We start from the raw sequence: 14,561 nt of genomic DNA, 5'->3' as shown, positions 1-14,561 counted from the left end.
GAGTGGTTGGCGGGGGATTGATAGTTGCTGTATGCATGATGAACCCGGTGCTCGCCTCGGCTGAGGGCTCACGCTGCGACGCTGTGGAGCGTGCTCGTGTGCAGATGCGACAGCTGCCGCGTGAACAGAATCCTTCGAGCGAATTCGCTGCGGGGGCCGCGCGGAATCGCGCTCTTGCGACGATCTTCCGGACTGCCGCCGCGGAGTCAGTGGATCCGATTGTGCGTGATCGCGCAGCTGCTGCGGCGGCAGGTTTTGATCAGTGGGCTGATTTTCTTGGCACGGCCACCGGCACGGAGGATCTTGCGACACCGCGAGGCCAAGAAGCGCTCACCGGCTCGCTGACGCCGATCGTTGCCTTGGAAGGGGTCTGTCCGATCCCCGGGTGAGAGTCGTCGAGACTACGGTTTTGGACGCGTGTCCCGAGAGAGTCACACAGAACGCGGCGTGTCGGCCGATGCGGGTTCGGTGTCCTCGATGCGTCTCCAGGTCACTAGCGCCGCGGCCGAGGCCGCCCAGCCCGCCAGCCAGTACAACGGATGGGGGAGTGACGAAGTTGCTACTGCGGCAACGGCGATCGTCGGTAGCCCGATGTTCAGGATGGTGTCTCGGCGCTGCAGGAGTAGCACTAGCCACGCCAGCACCAGATACACGGCGAACGGCACGGTGGTGGTGAGGGCCGCGGTGGTGGGACTCAGGTGGCTCTTGCCCAGCCCCTCGTCGACGGCGATCTCGAACCCGGCTGACAGTGCGGCGACGGCGGCGAAGATGAAGTAGTGGCTGTAGCCCCACAGCATGCTCGCCCGCAGGGAGGCGTCCTTGCAGTCTTGTTCCTCGTCGAAGTAGATCCACCACACGGCCGCGACGATCACCAAGGCGGACACCGCGATGCCGATCATGCTGCCCGCGTGGTCGCTCTCGTCGATGCCCCCGATGATCGAGTTCGCCGACGCCAGAATGGATTCACCGAGCACGATCAGGGTGAACAGGCCGTAGCGCTCCGCGATGTGCTCGGGGTGCCATGACGTGGCGGCGACGCGTTCGGCGAACCAGGGCACCGACACGTCGGCCAGTGCGATCACGATGAACAGCCCGAAGTGCAGATGCTCGGGCGCGAAGAACCCCCAACAGATCCAGGCCGCCTGCACGACGGCGATACCCGCCACGTACCGCAGACAAGTGGCGCGCATCGCGGGATCGCTGATCGCCGCGCGCACCCATTGACTGCCTGCCGCGATCCGCATCAGCACGTATCCGGCGATCACGATGCCGAAGTCCGAGCCCGTCATCGCGCGCTCGACTCCCGCGGCGATGGTCAGCGCCCCGGCCATCTGGACGAACGTCGTCACCCGGTATAGCCAGTCGTCGGTGTCGAAGGCGCTCGCGAACCAGGTGAAGTTCATCCAGGCCCACCAGATCGCGAAGAACCCCATCGCATACCCGAGGAGTCCGTCGATGAAATGCGCCTCGGACCAGAAATGGTGCAGGGTTCCGGACGCGCGGGACACCGCGACGACAAAGACGAGGTCGAAAAGCAGTTCTAGCGGGGTGGACGCGCGGTGCGGTTGTGCCGGATCGCGGGACACCATGGCCCGCAGGCCACCGATCATATGGTTACCTACCGGTCTCGAGGCAGCGGCGGACGTCGGCAGCTTAACGTGCTCATGCCTACCCGGCCGGCGAACGCATCATCCACTAATCCAACCAGTTGATCGGGATTCTGTCCGCGCGCGCAAACCCTGCGCATATAGTGAGGCACCATGCAACCGGTGACCGACAGTAAGGCAGGCGGCTCCTCGCAGCGCCGTGCTGGTCGCCGCGAGGAATTGGTGGCCGTGGCATCCAAGTTGTTCGCGGCCCGTGGGTACCACGGCACCCGCATGGACGACATTGCCGATGTCGCGGGCCTGAACAAGGCCACGGTGTACCACTACTTCGCGTCCAAGGCGCTCATCCTGTACGAGATCTATTTCAAGGCGGCCGAGGAGACGTTGGCGTGCCTGCAAGACGATCCGGGATGGTCGGCGCGTGAATCCCTGTATCAATGCACCAGCCGGATGCTTGCGCTCATCTTCTCGAATCGCGAGCAGGGCGCGGTGTACTTCCAGGAGAACCCGTTCCTCTCGGAATGGCTGTCGACCGAGCAGGTCGCCGAGATCCGCAAGCGCGAAGACATGGTGCAGGAACGGGTGCAGAACATTATCGAGCGGGGCATCGCCAGCGGCGAATTCGTCGAATGCGACTCGCATGTGATGGCGCTCGGATACATCGGCATGGTGCTGGGCTCCTACCGTTGGCTCAATCCGAGCGGACGCCGCACTGCCCAGGAGATCGCGGTGGAGTTCAGCACCACGTTGCTCCGCGGACTGATTCGCGACGAGGCCACCCGGATCAACGACCCGCTGGGAGTTGCCACGACGGCAGCGCTGCCGTCATCCGACGGCAGCCAGTAGGACGGCGCCCCAGTGGTGTCGGATCCCACGCTGACTCTGGACCTGCCTAATGTCAGGTTGCAGGCGCTGACCTGGGGCCCGCAGGACGGTCCGCTGGCGATCTGTGGACACGGCTTTCCGGACTCTGCCCACACCTGGCGCCTACTCGGCCCGCAGCTGGCCGCCGACGGCTGGCGGGTGGTGGCGCCGTTCACCCGCGGTTACGCACCCAGTGAGATACCCGCCGACGGCGAGTACGGGTTGGGCGCCCTGATGCAGGACATTCTTGACATCCATGCGCTGCTCGGCGGCGACGAGCGTGCGGTGTACATCGGCCACGACTGGGGAGCGCTGGTCGGCAATGCGCTTGCTCGAAGCAGCCTGTCGCCATTCGCCCGCATCGTCACAATGGCCGTACCGCCCTTCGAAGTGCTGGGGTCCGCGTTCGCCTCGTTGGGGCCGCTGGGCTGGCCCGGCGTGGTCGGTCGGCAGCTGCTGATGAGCTGGTACACGGTGTTCCACCAGTTGCCGCTGCTGCCAGAGTTGTTGTTGCCCTGGCTTCTTCGGCTGTACTGGCGACGCTGGTCTCCGGGGTACGACGCCGGGGAGGATGTGCAATACACCGGTGACGCCATGCTGCAAAAGGGGAACCGCCGGGCGGTCATCGGCTACTACCGCGCCAACATTCGGCGGGCGCTGCTGCCCTCGCGGAAGTATTGGAAGACCCAGAGATCTTTCCTGGACGGGGCGCACACTCCGTTGCTGTATCTGCACGGTCGTGATGACGGATGCATGACGCAGCGATTGGTGGAGCCGGCACGCCGAGATCTGTCCGACTGCCAGTTCGAAATCATTGATGGCGGCGGGCATTTCGTGCATCTGGAACGGCCGGACGTGGTCCAGGGCAAGGTGCGCGAGTTCTTGGGTTCGGCGACGACGAAGGTACAGTGAACCAATGCCAGTCGTCAGTCAGACCGTCGAGGTGGCCGCGCCGCCGCAGGTGATCGTCTCCATTGTTACCAACTACGAGGCTTACCCCGAGTGGAACAAGGAAATCACCAGCGTCGATATCCTGCAGCGCCTCCCCGACGGTCGTCCACAGATCGTGCGGCTGAAGGTGGAGACGTCCGGGATGTCCTCGATAAATGTCGCCGAGATCGCCTATCTGAACGCCTCCCAGGTGGCGACGCGGCTGCTCGAGAGCGACATCTTCGAGAAGCAGGAGCAGACGTTCTCGATCGTCCCGATGGGGCCCACCTGTCTGCTCACGGTCGATATGGACGTCGAAATCAAGCTCCCGATCCCCAAGCCGATGGTGAAGAAGCTCGCCAACCAGGTCCTCGAGCATCTGGCCGAGGCGCTGAAGAGTCGCTCCGAGCAGATCGCCTCCGGACAGGTTCCGCCGACTGTGGCGCCCGCGCAGCAACCGCCGGCATCTGTCCCGTCGTACCAGCCGCAGCCGGGGCACCAGCCGCCGGTCAGCCCGCCGCTAAACCTCGGACCACATCCCGGCGCGGTCTAGCACCTCGATCAATCGGCGCGCGCCGTCGATGAACTGCACCTCGGTGTGGGTGACCACCTCGGCGATGTCTCCCGCGCGCAGTGCCGCAATGAGCTTGTCGTGAGTTTTCGTCGTGGGCTCGATCCACGAAGCATCCTCGGCGAAGAGCTGATGCGGCGTGTAGCGCACCGCCTGCAGTAGGAACCAGGCCAGCTTGGGGCGGTCTGCCACATGGTTGAGAAGACGGTGAAACTCGAACTCGGCCCAGGTTATTTCCTCTGGCGAGGTGGCTTTGCGGAGTGCGTCGTTGAGCTCGTCCAGAGCATCGGCCTGCTCCGGGGTGATACGTGCCGCGGCGGCCTTGGCGAGCTCGACCGCCAGATGGGACTGCAGGGCGAAGATGTCCTTGACGTCTTGTCGACTGAGCGCGGCCACCGCATAGCCGCGATGAGGAACCGCGTCCACCATGCCTTCGCCGCGCAGTGTCAGCAGCGCCTCGCGGACGGGTGTGACACTGACACCTAACTGAGCCGCCGTCTCGTCCATCCGGATGTACTCGCCGGGCCGCAGCTCGCCGGTCATGATCGCTGCGCGAAGTCGGCCAGCAACTTCTTCGGACAGCTGCGGCCGACGGATTTCGCGGGTTTGAGCCCGGGGAGTTTTCATCCGATCTGCCTGCCATTTCCACTTGTGGTGACGCTCTTGCATCTAAAGTCATATCAAATATATTTGAGCCGACGTGACGAAGCGACAAACCAGGAGGCAATGACCTTGAGTCCCGATGAACCTGTCGGTGCACCCGATGTAACCGTCGACGACGGCATCATGCGGATCACGTTCACCAGGCCCGATCGGATGAATGCACTCAACGCCGCGGCCACCACGGGACTGATGGAGGCTTTGGAATCGGTCCCTGGACGTGACGATGTGCGGGTCGTCGTCATCAGCGGCGGCGCACCCGGGAGTGCATTCACCGCCGGTGCCGATGTCGCCGAGCTGGCGGCGGGATCCGGCGATCTGACTCCGCTGCAGGCCGCCGAATTCACCATGGACAACGCCGAACGCTTGGTCCGTGCGGTACTGAATTGCCCGGCGCCGACCATCGCCGAGGTGACGGGGGCGGCCGCCGGTATCGGCGCCTCGGTGGGCCTGGCATGTGACCTGGTGTATGCCGCCGACACGGCCTTCTTTCTGCTGGCCTTCGCCAACATCGGGCTGATGCCCGATGGAGGATCGAGTGCGCTGGTCTCGGCGTCGATCGGGAGGGTGAAGGCCAATGCCATGGCGTTGTTGGCGCAACCTCTCAATGCCGCAGACGCTTTCGCGGCCGGACTGGTCAACGAGGTGCTGCCCGGGGACCAACTGCGCGAGCGGGTTGACAAATCGGCGCGCAGGCTCGCCCACGGTTCCCGTCGCGCGATGCGGCTGACCAAGGAGGCCATGAACTCGGTGTCGCTCAAGCTGTTCGACGAGGCCATCGCCCGCGAGCGGGAGGGGCAGATCGAGTTGTTGACCTCACCCGATGCCCAAGAAGGCTTCGCCGCGTTCCTCGAGGGCCGTCGCCCCAACTTCAGTTAGTAGGAGAGTCTGTGACCGACACGATCGACGTGACCGCCCAGAGCGCCAGCCTGGAGCAGCCCTACCGCGCGCGGCGGCAGAACTGGTGTAACCAGCTGTCGCGGCATGCGCTGATGCAACCCAATGCCACCGCGATCAGGTATCTCGGGCGCAGCATCTCGTGGGGGGAGCTGAATCAGCGGGTGCAATCGCTGGCCGACTCGCTGTCCCGGCGCGGTGTCGGATTCGGAGACCGCGTGCTGATCCTCATGCTCAACCGCCCCGAGTATGTCGAATCATGGCTCGCCATCAACGAACTCGGTGCCATTGCGATCCCGGTGAACTTCCGGATGACGCCTCCCGAGGTCGCATTCCTGGTCGAGAACAGCGGGGCCAAGGTGGCCATTACCGAGACGGTGCTGGCTCCGGTGGCCGCCGTGGTACGTCAGCAGGTGCCGGCGCTCGAGACGGTGATTGTCGCCGGTTCGGAGACCGAGGATGGCGCGCTCGGATACGAAGAGGTGCTGTCCGAAGAGGGTGATGCGCATCCCGAGGTGGATCTGCCCGGCGATACCCCGGCGCTCATCATGTACACCTCCGGGACGACGGGACGGCCCAAGGGGGCGGTGCTGACGCATCTCAACCTGTCGGGCCAGGCCATGACATACATGATGAGCACCACTGTCGACCTGAGCTCGGACGTCGCATTCATCGGTGTCCCCATGTTCCATATCGCCGGTGTGGGGAACATGATCACGGGATTGCTGTTGGGGTTACCCACGGTCATTCACCCGCTCGGCGCATTCGATCCGGGAGCCCTGCTGGACGTGCTGGAGGCAGAGGGAGTCACCGGGATCTTCTTGGTTCCGGCGCAGTGGCAGGCGGTCTGTGCGGCGCAGCGAGCAAATCCGCACAAGGTCAAGCTCAAGACCCTTTCCTGGGGTGCGGCACCGGCCAGCGACGTGTTGCTGCGGACGATGTCCGAGACCTTCCCCGACGCAAGAATTCTCGCGGCGTTCGGGCAGACCGAGATGTCGCCGGTCACCTGCATGCTTATGGGGGAGGACGCAATCCGGAAAATGGGTTCGGTCGGCCGGGTGATCCCCACGGTGTCGGCGCGCGTGGTCGACGACAACATGAACGATGTGCCGGTCGGCGAGGTCGGGGAGATCGTCTACCGGGCGCCCACGCTGATGCAGGGCTACTGGAACAACCCGGAGGCGACTGCCGATGCCTTCGCGGGTGGCTGGTTCCACTCCGGTGACCTAGTTCGCCAGGATGCAGACGGTTTCGTGTGGGTGGTCGACCGCAAGAAGGACATGATCATCTCCGGTGGAGAGAACATCTACTGCGCCGAGGTGGAGAACGTGCTCGCCGAACATGAGCAGATCACGGAGGTGGCCGTGATCGGCCGCCCACATGAGAAGTGGGGCGAGGTGCCGGTCGCCGTGGCGGCCATCCACGGGGAGGGGCTGAGCATCGGTGATCTTGACGGGTTCCTCACCGAGCGGCTGGCCCGATACAAGCACCCCAAAGACCTCGTAGTGGTGGATGCACTGCCACGCAATCCGTCGGGCAAGGTGCTCAAGACGGACCTGCGCAAGCTGTACGGCGGAGCCGGATAGGCAGTGCAGTCTCGGGGATCGCAGCAAATATGAATCTGGATTCAGAATAATTTGGTAAAGCGCAGTACGCAGAACTGTACGTCATGTACATTCCTGTAATCACCGTCACATCGGGGGGATCGGTGTGACTGAACTCGCAGATATTGTGGGCCACGTTGCTGACGAAAGGGACCAGGTGGTGCTTCGGATCCCGCTGTGGCGCAGCCTCGATGCATGCCTAGATGCTGGAGGGAGTCTGCGTGCCGAACTCCTTTGAGTCCGACGGCCGTGGCCCATCGGATCGCCAGCTTCTTCTGAGCGGCGCGGTGATGGCTGTGGTCGCGGCCCTGGTGGCGGGGGCACTGTTGATCAAGTCGACGGGCCGGTTCAACGACTACGTGCGGGTGCAGGCCGAGCTGACGAACGTGGGAGACGGCCTGCCGGCCAAGTCAGACGTCAAATTCCAGGGAGTACTCGTCGGTTCGGTGACCGATCTGACGCCCTCTCAGCGCGGCAGGCCGAATGTCGTGCATATCGATCTGAAATCTGAGCTGGCGCCTACGGTTCCGCGAACGGTGACCGCGAGGGTGGTTCCGAGCAACGTGTTCGCGGTCTCCTCGGTGGAGCTGGTCGATCATGGACCTGGCGCGGCGATCACCGGCGGAACGGTCATCAGTGAAGAGACCGAGCTGCCGACGGTGCTGTTCCAGACGACCATTAGCAAGCTGCGCGACATCCTTGCGGCCAATGGGCGCGGTCGCGATGACGATTCGGTGGGTATCTTCGCCGTGATCGCGGGGGCAACGGAGGGCCGCCGGGCCACGCTGCTGAGCGCGGCCGGACAGCTGTCCCGGCTCATCGATCAGCTCAATGACATCGTCGCCACCGATACCGGACCGTCGACGCTTTCGGCGCTCCTCAATGCGACGAAGGGGCTGCAGTCGACGGCCCCGGAACTTGTGGACGCGCTGCACCAAGCCGTCAAGCCCATGCAAACCCTGGCAGAGAAGCGTGAGCAGCTGCAGGCTCTACTCAACGCCGGGTTGCACACGATGGGTACCGTCCGAGAGTCGTTGGACAACCAGACCGACCGGATGATCGATATCACGACAAAGCTCACTCCGGTCGTCGGCGTGCTCGCTCAGAACTCCGTACACTTCTTGCCGATCGCGGCGCGGCTGAAGGTGTTCTCGGACAAGTTCTTTAGCGACGTCTGGGATTCTGAAAGAGACGTGGTGAACATCCGCGCGATCGCGTCGTTCACGCCGTCCACGATGTACACCCGCGCCGATTGCCCGCAGTACGGAGAGATGAAGGGACCGAGCTGTTTTACCGCGCCCGAACTGGTCGTGCGTCCCGATCTCCCCGAGGTGCTGCTACCGCAGAACTACAAGCCACCGCCCGACCTTGCGCCGCCGCCGGGGACTGAGGTCGGGCCTGATGGGAATCTGATCGTCACCGGGCCTCCGCTGTACAACCCGCAGCCGAACCTGGCAGACCCCAATCCGCCACTGCCCTGGTGGCAGCCGAACCCGTCGCCGCGGGTGCCCGGCACCGTCGATCCGGATGATGCACCGCCACCGCCTCCGCCTGGGGGCCCAGCCGCGGCCACCGCTCCGGCCTCGTTCGGCGGGGACGTTGGACCGGTCGGTAGCGCGACAGAACGCGACCAACTGGGCATGATCACCGGAACCGGGGCGAACTCGTCCACTCAGCTGCTGCTGGGCCCGGTTGCGCGCGGTACTAAACCTGTTATTGCCCAGCAGTCTTCGGCGGGAGGTCAGCGATGAAGTTTCGCGGACCCCTGATTGGGCTTTCGGTGTTCATGGTGATCGCGCTGGCCATGACATGGCTGGTGTACGCGACCCTGCGGCGCGAGGTTTCGGGGTCGACCAACACGTACGCCGCGATGTTCACGGATGTCACCGGGTTGCACGACGGTGATGACGTTCGCGTCGCGGGTGTGCGGGTGGGCCGTGTCGAATCCGTCGCGATCGACGGTGATCTGGCCAAGGTGGAGTTCCGGGTACAGACCGAGCAACCGCTGTACGGCAACACTATTGCCACAATCACCTACCAAAACATCGTCGGTCAGCGCTATCTCGGACTGTCGTTGGGTAAGACCGGCAGCACCGACCAGCTCAAGCCGGGGAGCGTGATCCCGGTGGGACAGACCGAGCCGTCCTTCGACATCGGCATGCTGCTACACGGATTCGAACCCTTGTTCAGCGTCCTCGATCCAACCCAGGTCGACAACCTCACCGATGGTGTCGTCAAGTCCTTGCAAGGGGATAGCGGTTCGATCGTTGGGCTGATCGACCAGACATCACAGCTAGCCGATACTTTTGCCGGTCGGGACCAGGTTCTCGACGGGTTGATTACCAATCTCAATAACGTGGTGAAAACGCTTGCCGGGCAGAACAAAAATCTGGACACCGTGCTGACGCATACCCGCGAGATGGTGACGATTCTCGACAATCGCCGCGCGGGGCTGGTGGATTCGGTAGGTTCAACGGCTTTCGCGGTGCGCCGTTTGTCGAAGATCTCGGACACGGTGTATCCGCAGCTTAATGAAGTGCTCTATCGCGAGCCGGGATTCGTCAGTCATCTGAACAGCATCGAACCGCAGCTTGCGTTCACGGGGGCCAATCTGCCGTTGCTCCTCAAGGGAGTGGCGAGGACCACGCAACAGGGCGCCTTTATTAACGGATATGTGTGCGACCTCAACCTCACCGGTTTCTTCCCCGGGCTCAACGACGTCGTTCCGATCATTGTGAACGCGGCCACCCCCGGCAATAAGGCCAAGTACACCCCGAAATGCAGGAACCTAGCTGATGGCTAAAAATATTATGTGGCAGCGTATTTCGCGACGTTCCGTCGAGACATATAACAAGACGTGGTTGGGTGCGATCGCGCTCGCGGTGATCGGTTCGCTCGTGGGAGCGATGCTCCTGGTAAAGGCGATCGGCGTGGGTTATAGCCACTACACCGCGGAATTCTTACAAGCGGCGTCGCTGCAACCGGGTGCCAATGTGTCGTATGCGGGCGTGCCGGTAGGGAACGTCACCAGCGTCGAGTTAGTCGGTGACCGGATCGAGGTCGGTCTCCGGGTCCGTGATGACGTCACGTTGCGCAAGGACGCCAAGGCATCGATCAAGATCACCACGATCCTCGGCAATCAATACGTGGAACTCCGCAACGGCGGCGAAGGGAAGCTGGCCAGCCGTCGAATCGATCTCGCGCACACCGATGTTCCCTACGATCTGCAGGCCACGCTCCAAGACGCCACCTCCACTTTCGAGCAGGTCGACGCCGACAAGATCGCAGAGTCAACGGCGATTCTGGGTAAACAACTTGAGGGCCTACCCGCGGTCCTGCCCAAGGCGATGGAAAACATTCAAACGCTAGCCTCGGTGATCTCGCGCCGCCGCGACCAGATCGGAACGCTGCTAGCAAGCACCGAAATGGTGACGGGCACTCTGCATCGACAGCAGGGCGATATCGGGAAGTTGATCGTACAGGGACGTGATCTGCTCGGTGAATTCGTTTCGCGGCGTGCAAGTTTCCACTCGATGATGCAGGCGTTGACCGAGCTGGTGAACGTCTTGAATAAGATTGTGGTCAAGGATAGGCGCGCGGTCGATGCGCTCATTGCCGATGTGAAGACCTTCAGCAAGTTAATAGGCGGCCATGACGACCTGTTCCGAAGTCTGCTGCAAGTGACGGCGGTCGCAGCGCGGAACGTCACAAACCTCACCGGATACGGCAACTCGATCGAATTGACCGCACCCAGCGGCGTCATCCCCGATTCGTGGTTGTGCGCGATCAGCGGAAGAGCCAAGCAGTTCAACATGATCGAGTACTTCAAGGACTGCCAATGAGTACAACGATCCGCACAAGAAAACACAGGATCTTCTGGATCGCTGGAGCGCTGGTGGCGGTGGTCGCTATCACGATTGGCGTGGTTGGCTGGACCTATCTACGCGAGCGGCATGACAGGCTCACCCTCACTGCGCAATTCGAATCGGTATCAGGCCTCTACCCCGACAACAAGGTGTCGGTGCTGGGCATGCCGATCGGCAAGGTCACCAAGATCACCTCGCGTGGCACCTATATGGAGGTTGAGTTCACGGTCGACTCCAAGGTCAAGGTGCCGGCCGACGCCAAGGCCGTCACGGTGTCCACTTCGATTCTGACCGACCGCCACATCGAACTGACACCGGTGTATCGCGGGGGGCCGACACTCAAGAGTGGCGACGTTATTGGGTTGGACCGCACGAGGACTCCGGTGGAGTTCGACAGGGTCCTGGCCATGATCGACAGGCTCTCGAAGGCTATGAAGGGCGACGGCAAGGGCGGCGGGCCCTTGGCGGACGTCGTCAACAGCAGCGCCAATGCGCTGTCTGGAAACGGTGAGTTGATGAGGTCCTCACTGGATGAATTGTCCAAGGCGCTTCGTTTGAGTGCCGATGGTGGCGCCATGACTCGTGATCAACTGACCAAGATCATCACCCGCATCAGTTCGCTCTTCGACGCCACGAAGCGCAACGATCAGAACATCCGAGAGTTCTCATCGACGGTTCGCCAACTTTCCCAGGTTCTCGATGACGAGCAGCTGGGCACCGGAACCACTGGCAAGCAGCTGAACAGCATTCTGTTGCAAGCCGGTTCACTGCTCGAGCAGAACCGCGACGCCATCAAGGACTCGGTGGGCAACTCCAACCAAATCGCCCAGGCGGTGTACGACAACCGGCGAGAACTATCAGAAGGGTTCGACCTGCTTCCGCTGATGGCGGACAACGTCTACAACACGGTGGACCCAATCAACAATGTGGTGCGTGCGCATGCGCCCGTCGACAGACTGCTATTCGATACCCAGTTCGGCAAGGAGATCTGCAATCTCATGGGGCTGCGACAACTCGGCTGCAGCACGGGCACCCTGCAGGACTATGGACCTGATTTCGGGTTGACCTATGTGCTCGACGGTCTTGCGGCGATGGGGCAGAAATGAACGCGGTACGGAGATTCGCGGGACCCGCCGTGGCTATCGCTTTGTTGCTGACGAGCGGATGCAGCACCAACGGCCTTGCCAGCCTTCCGCTTCCGGCGCCAGGCATGTCCGGCGGTTCCTATGGTTTGACAGCGATCTTCACCAACATCTTGAACCTGCCGTCGCGCGCCAAGGTGAAACTGGGTGGCGCCGATATCGGCGAGGTCGACTCGATGAGTACCACCAACTACACCGCCGTGGTCACCATGAGGATCCGTTCGGATGTGGAAATCCCCACGGGGACCACGGTGGAGTTGCGGACCGCGACGCCGTTGGGTGATGTCTTCGTTGCACTGAAGCCCCCGCGACCGTCCGTCCCCGGGGCAGCACTCTTGCGTGATGGAGACACCTTTCGTCTCGAATCAACCACGGCTGCCGCCACTGTGGAGGCGCTCCTGAGTTCGGCAGCGATCATCGTCAACGGCGGTGCGGTACGCAACCTCACCGGCACGATCAACGGTCTCGGTCGAGCGACCGGGCCCAACGGCGAGGCGTTCGGAGATCTGATCGGGAAGTCGAATCGGCTACTCGGTACGCTCAATGCGCGTTCCGGACAACTGGATTCCGCATTGCGGGACACCGCGCAGCTTGCCGCTGAACTCGATACGCGGCACCAGACGATTTCCGAATTGTTGACGGCCGCCGCGCCTGCGACAGACACGTTATCGGTTAATGCGACGCATATAGCCGACCTCGCTGATCAGGTCGGTGCGGTGACCAAACAGCTCTCCAAGTTCCCCTCGATCGCTGGCACCGATACCAGTGGTCGCAGTGTCATCGCCGACTTCAATACCCTGTCGCGGTCTTTCAACGACATCACGGTGAGTCCCGATACCAGTCTGGCCGCGCTCAATCGACTGATGCCCCCTGTCGTCAAGATGATGGCGGGTTCGGCATTTGCCGCCCGAGTCTCGATCGACAAGCTTGCGCTCGGCTCCATCCCCGATATCGGCTACAAGGGCGACCCGGGCTTCCACGGACCGAAGCGATATGACTGGGCCAAACTCGTCGGCTCGTTCAAGTACACCCTGTGGCGCCTACAGGAACGTGTCGTGGGGCAGGGGCCGGATGCTCCGTCGATTCCGGTGCGGCCCAGCCCGACCGAGCCGGGTGCCATCGAACCGATACCGGGCGCAGTTCCGGTCCAACAGGGGCCGCCGCGATGATCAACTCGCTGGCGAACGCGGTGGTGGGCACGGTGCGAGCAGGACACCGACAGCGCATGTGGTTGTCCGGACTCGCGCTCGCCGCGACCCTGCTAGTGGCAGTCGCGTACCTGATGGTGGGTGCGTTGCGAGCCAGGACCTTCACGTCGACCTACCAGGTATCGCTAGAGCTACCCGAATCCGGCGGATTGATCCCCAACCAGGATGTGGCACTGCGTGGTTTGCGGATTGGCCGAGTTGACTCGGTGACTCCGTCGCCCCGCGGGCCGGTTGCGGTGATGCACATCGAATCGGCGGTGAAGATTCCGGTGGGATCCCCGGTACGGGTGTCCGGCCTCTCGGCTGGAGGGGAACAGTACGTTGATTTCGCGCCGGTGACGACCACAGGCCCGTACTTGGGTAACGGCAGCGTCATCGCCCGTGGTCAGGCGACGGTGCCGGTGACACTATCGAGATTGCTTGCCGACGCGGACGGCGCACTGGCGCAGGCGGATCCGAAGAAGCTGGAGATCATCAAGAAGGAACTGCATCTCTCGCGTGAGGCGCCGCGCAAAATGACCGAAATCATCGACGGCGGTGTATTCCTTTTGTCCACACTGGATTCTGTGTTGCCGGAGACGGTGAGCACCCTGAAGAACAGCCGGGTCACGTTGTCCTCGGTCGCGGAGATGAACAAGGGTCTCGCCATCGCCACACAGGGTCTGAACAGGTCCCTGAACGGTGTGGCGCGGATGGACGGCGGCTTCCGCACACTGATCGATAGGGTTCCCGGGCCGTTGGCCACAACCGATGCCGTTTTCGCCGACAATTCCGACACCATGGCGCAGCTTCTGGGGAACCTCACCACGGTGGCGCAGTTGTCGTACGTGCGGGTGCCGGCACTCAATGCGTTGTTCCCCTCGTACCGCGGATCGGTGATCGAGGCGGTCGGCAATACCTTCTATGACCATGGTGTCTGGGCCATCGCCGATATTTATCCTCGGTACACCTGCGACTATGGAACTCAGCGTTCGGCAGTGTCGGCCGCCGACTACCCGGAACCGTCCTTGTATGCGGGGTATTGCCGCGACGACGATCCGGCAGTCTTGGTTCGCGGTGCGAAGAACGCGCCGCGGCCGGCCGGAGACGATACGGCCGGCCCACCACAGGGTGCCGACCTTGGCAAGTTGGCCGACCCGACGCCCAAGGGACGCTTTACCATTCCCACCCCGTACGGCGGTCCGACGCTCCCAATTGCGCCGCCGAAGTAGC

Annotated in this window: 13 protein-coding genes and 1 pseudogene; 12 read left to right on the top strand and 2 right to left on the bottom strand. The window is 62.8% G+C overall.

The genetic code is table 11. The annotated features are described in order from the left end of the window. The first annotated feature begins 35 nt into the window (after positions 1-35). Positions 36-389, top strand: coding sequence for a hypothetical protein (locus FZI91_RS07615; protein ID WP_155938195.1), 354 nt, complete (start codon positions 36-38; stop codon positions 387-389). Positions 390-431: 42 nt separating this feature from the next. On the opposite strand, the gene FZI91_RS07610 is transcribed toward FZI91_RS07615, so the two are convergent. After that, complete coding sequence (locus FZI91_RS07610; protein WP_155938194.1) at positions 432-1,610, bottom strand: low temperature requirement protein A; 1,179 nt, start codon at positions 1,608-1,610, stop codon at positions 432-434. Positions 1,611-1,760: 150 nt separating this feature from the next. Between FZI91_RS07610 and FZI91_RS07605 the strand changes: the two genes are divergently transcribed. The 3 genes and pseudogenes from FZI91_RS07605 to FZI91_RS07595 form a co-directional block, all read left to right on the top strand. After that, complete coding sequence (locus FZI91_RS07605) at positions 1,761-2,453, top strand: TetR/AcrR family transcriptional regulator (protein ID WP_155938193.1); 693 nt, start codon at positions 1,761-1,763, stop codon at positions 2,451-2,453. A gap of 12 nt (positions 2,454-2,465) precedes the next feature. Then, a complete protein-coding gene (locus FZI91_RS07600) occupies positions 2,466-3,383 on the top strand; it encodes an alpha/beta fold hydrolase (protein ID WP_162526504.1) in 918 nt (305 codons plus the stop codon). A 4-nt stretch (positions 3,384-3,387) separates the two neighbouring features. After that, a pseudogene (locus tag FZI91_RS07595) lies at positions 3,388-3,864 on the top strand (SRPBCC family protein); the annotation flags it as partial. Between the two features lie 57 nt (positions 3,865-3,921). Here the strand turns inward: FZI91_RS07595 and FZI91_RS07590 are convergent. Then, entirely contained in the window at positions 3,922-4,599 is a 678-nt protein-coding gene (locus tag FZI91_RS07590; RefSeq protein ID WP_155938192.1) for a GntR family transcriptional regulator, read from the bottom strand. A 105-nt stretch (positions 4,600-4,704) separates the two neighbouring features. Between FZI91_RS07590 and FZI91_RS07585 the strand changes: the two genes are divergently transcribed. The 8 genes from FZI91_RS07585 (at position 4,705) to FZI91_RS07550 (ending at position 14,560) form a co-directional block, all read left to right on the top strand. Then, a complete protein-coding gene (locus FZI91_RS07585; protein ID WP_155938600.1) occupies positions 4,705-5,511 on the top strand; it encodes an enoyl-CoA hydratase in 807 nt (268 codons plus the stop codon). Between the two features lie 11 nt (positions 5,512-5,522). Continuing rightward, the gene (fadD5, locus tag FZI91_RS07580) at positions 5,523-7,115 is read left to right on the top strand and encodes a fatty-acid--CoA ligase FadD5 (RefSeq protein ID WP_162526503.1); all 1,593 of its coding nucleotides are present in this window, start codon (positions 5,523-5,525) and stop codon (positions 7,113-7,115) included. A gap of 239 nt (positions 7,116-7,354) precedes the next feature. Beyond that, positions 7,355-8,884 carry an MlaD family protein gene (locus FZI91_RS07575; RefSeq protein ID WP_162526502.1) on the top strand — a complete coding sequence of 510 codons (1,530 nt, stop codon included), beginning with the start codon at positions 7,355-7,357 and terminating at the stop codon, positions 8,882-8,884. Next, positions 8,881-9,936: an MCE family protein gene (locus tag FZI91_RS07570; protein ID WP_155938190.1), complete on the top strand. Its 1,056-nt coding sequence runs from the start codon at positions 8,881-8,883 to the stop codon at positions 9,934-9,936. Before FZI91_RS07575 ends, FZI91_RS07570 begins: the two co-directional genes overlap by 4 nt. Further along, complete coding sequence (locus FZI91_RS07565) at positions 9,929-10,975, top strand: MlaD family protein (RefSeq protein WP_155938189.1); 1,047 nt, start codon at positions 9,929-9,931, stop codon at positions 10,973-10,975. The genes FZI91_RS07570 and FZI91_RS07565 overlap by 8 nt, the downstream gene beginning before the upstream one ends. Continuing rightward, entirely contained in the window at positions 10,972-12,105 is a 1,134-nt protein-coding gene (locus FZI91_RS07560) for an MCE family protein (protein ID WP_155938188.1), read from the top strand. The genes FZI91_RS07565 and FZI91_RS07560 overlap by 4 nt, the downstream gene beginning before the upstream one ends. Next, positions 12,102-13,310 (top strand): MlaD family protein, encoded by a 1,209-nt coding sequence (locus FZI91_RS07555; protein ID WP_155938187.1) that lies wholly within the window; start codon positions 12,102-12,104, stop codon positions 13,308-13,310. Before FZI91_RS07560 ends, FZI91_RS07555 begins: the two co-directional genes overlap by 4 nt. Continuing rightward, positions 13,307-14,560 carry an MlaD family protein gene (locus tag FZI91_RS07550; protein ID WP_155938186.1) on the top strand — a complete coding sequence of 418 codons (1,254 nt, stop codon included), beginning with the start codon at positions 13,307-13,309 and terminating at the stop codon, positions 14,558-14,560. Before FZI91_RS07555 ends, FZI91_RS07550 begins: the two co-directional genes overlap by 4 nt. Position 14,561 lies beyond the last annotated feature (1 nt).

Source organism: Mycobacteroides sp. CBMA 271 (assembly GCF_009729205.1).
GTDB lineage: Bacteria > Actinomycetota > Actinomycetes > Mycobacteriales > Mycobacteriaceae > Mycobacterium.
Note: the sequence above shows the minus strand (reverse complement) of the source record. Positions and strands in the feature narration are given on the sequence as shown.

Coding starts and splice junctions, on each gene's coding strand:
- FZI91_RS07565 (WP_155938189.1), top strand. CDS start 9,929: ATGGCTAAAAATATTATGTGGCAGCGTATTTCGCGACGTTCCGTCGAG.
- FZI91_RS07605 (WP_155938193.1), top strand. CDS start 1,761: ATGCAACCGGTGACCGACAGTAAGGCAGGCGGCTCCTCGCAGCGCCGT.
- FZI91_RS07560 (WP_155938188.1), top strand. CDS start 10,972: ATGAGTACAACGATCCGCACAAGAAAACACAGGATCTTCTGGATCGCT.
- FZI91_RS07590 (WP_155938192.1), bottom strand. CDS start 4,599: ATGAAAACTCCCCGGGCTCAAACCCGCGAAATCCGTCGGCCGCAGCTG.
- FZI91_RS07615 (WP_155938195.1), top strand. CDS start 36: ATGATGAACCCGGTGCTCGCCTCGGCTGAGGGCTCACGCTGCGACGCT.
- FZI91_RS07550 (WP_155938186.1), top strand. CDS start 13,307: ATGATCAACTCGCTGGCGAACGCGGTGGTGGGCACGGTGCGAGCAGGA.
- FZI91_RS07610 (WP_155938194.1), bottom strand. CDS start 1,610: ATGATCGGTGGCCTGCGGGCCATGGTGTCCCGCGATCCGGCACAACCG.
- FZI91_RS07555 (WP_155938187.1), top strand. CDS start 12,102: ATGAACGCGGTACGGAGATTCGCGGGACCCGCCGTGGCTATCGCTTTG.
- FZI91_RS07570 (WP_155938190.1), top strand. CDS start 8,881: ATGAAGTTTCGCGGACCCCTGATTGGGCTTTCGGTGTTCATGGTGATC.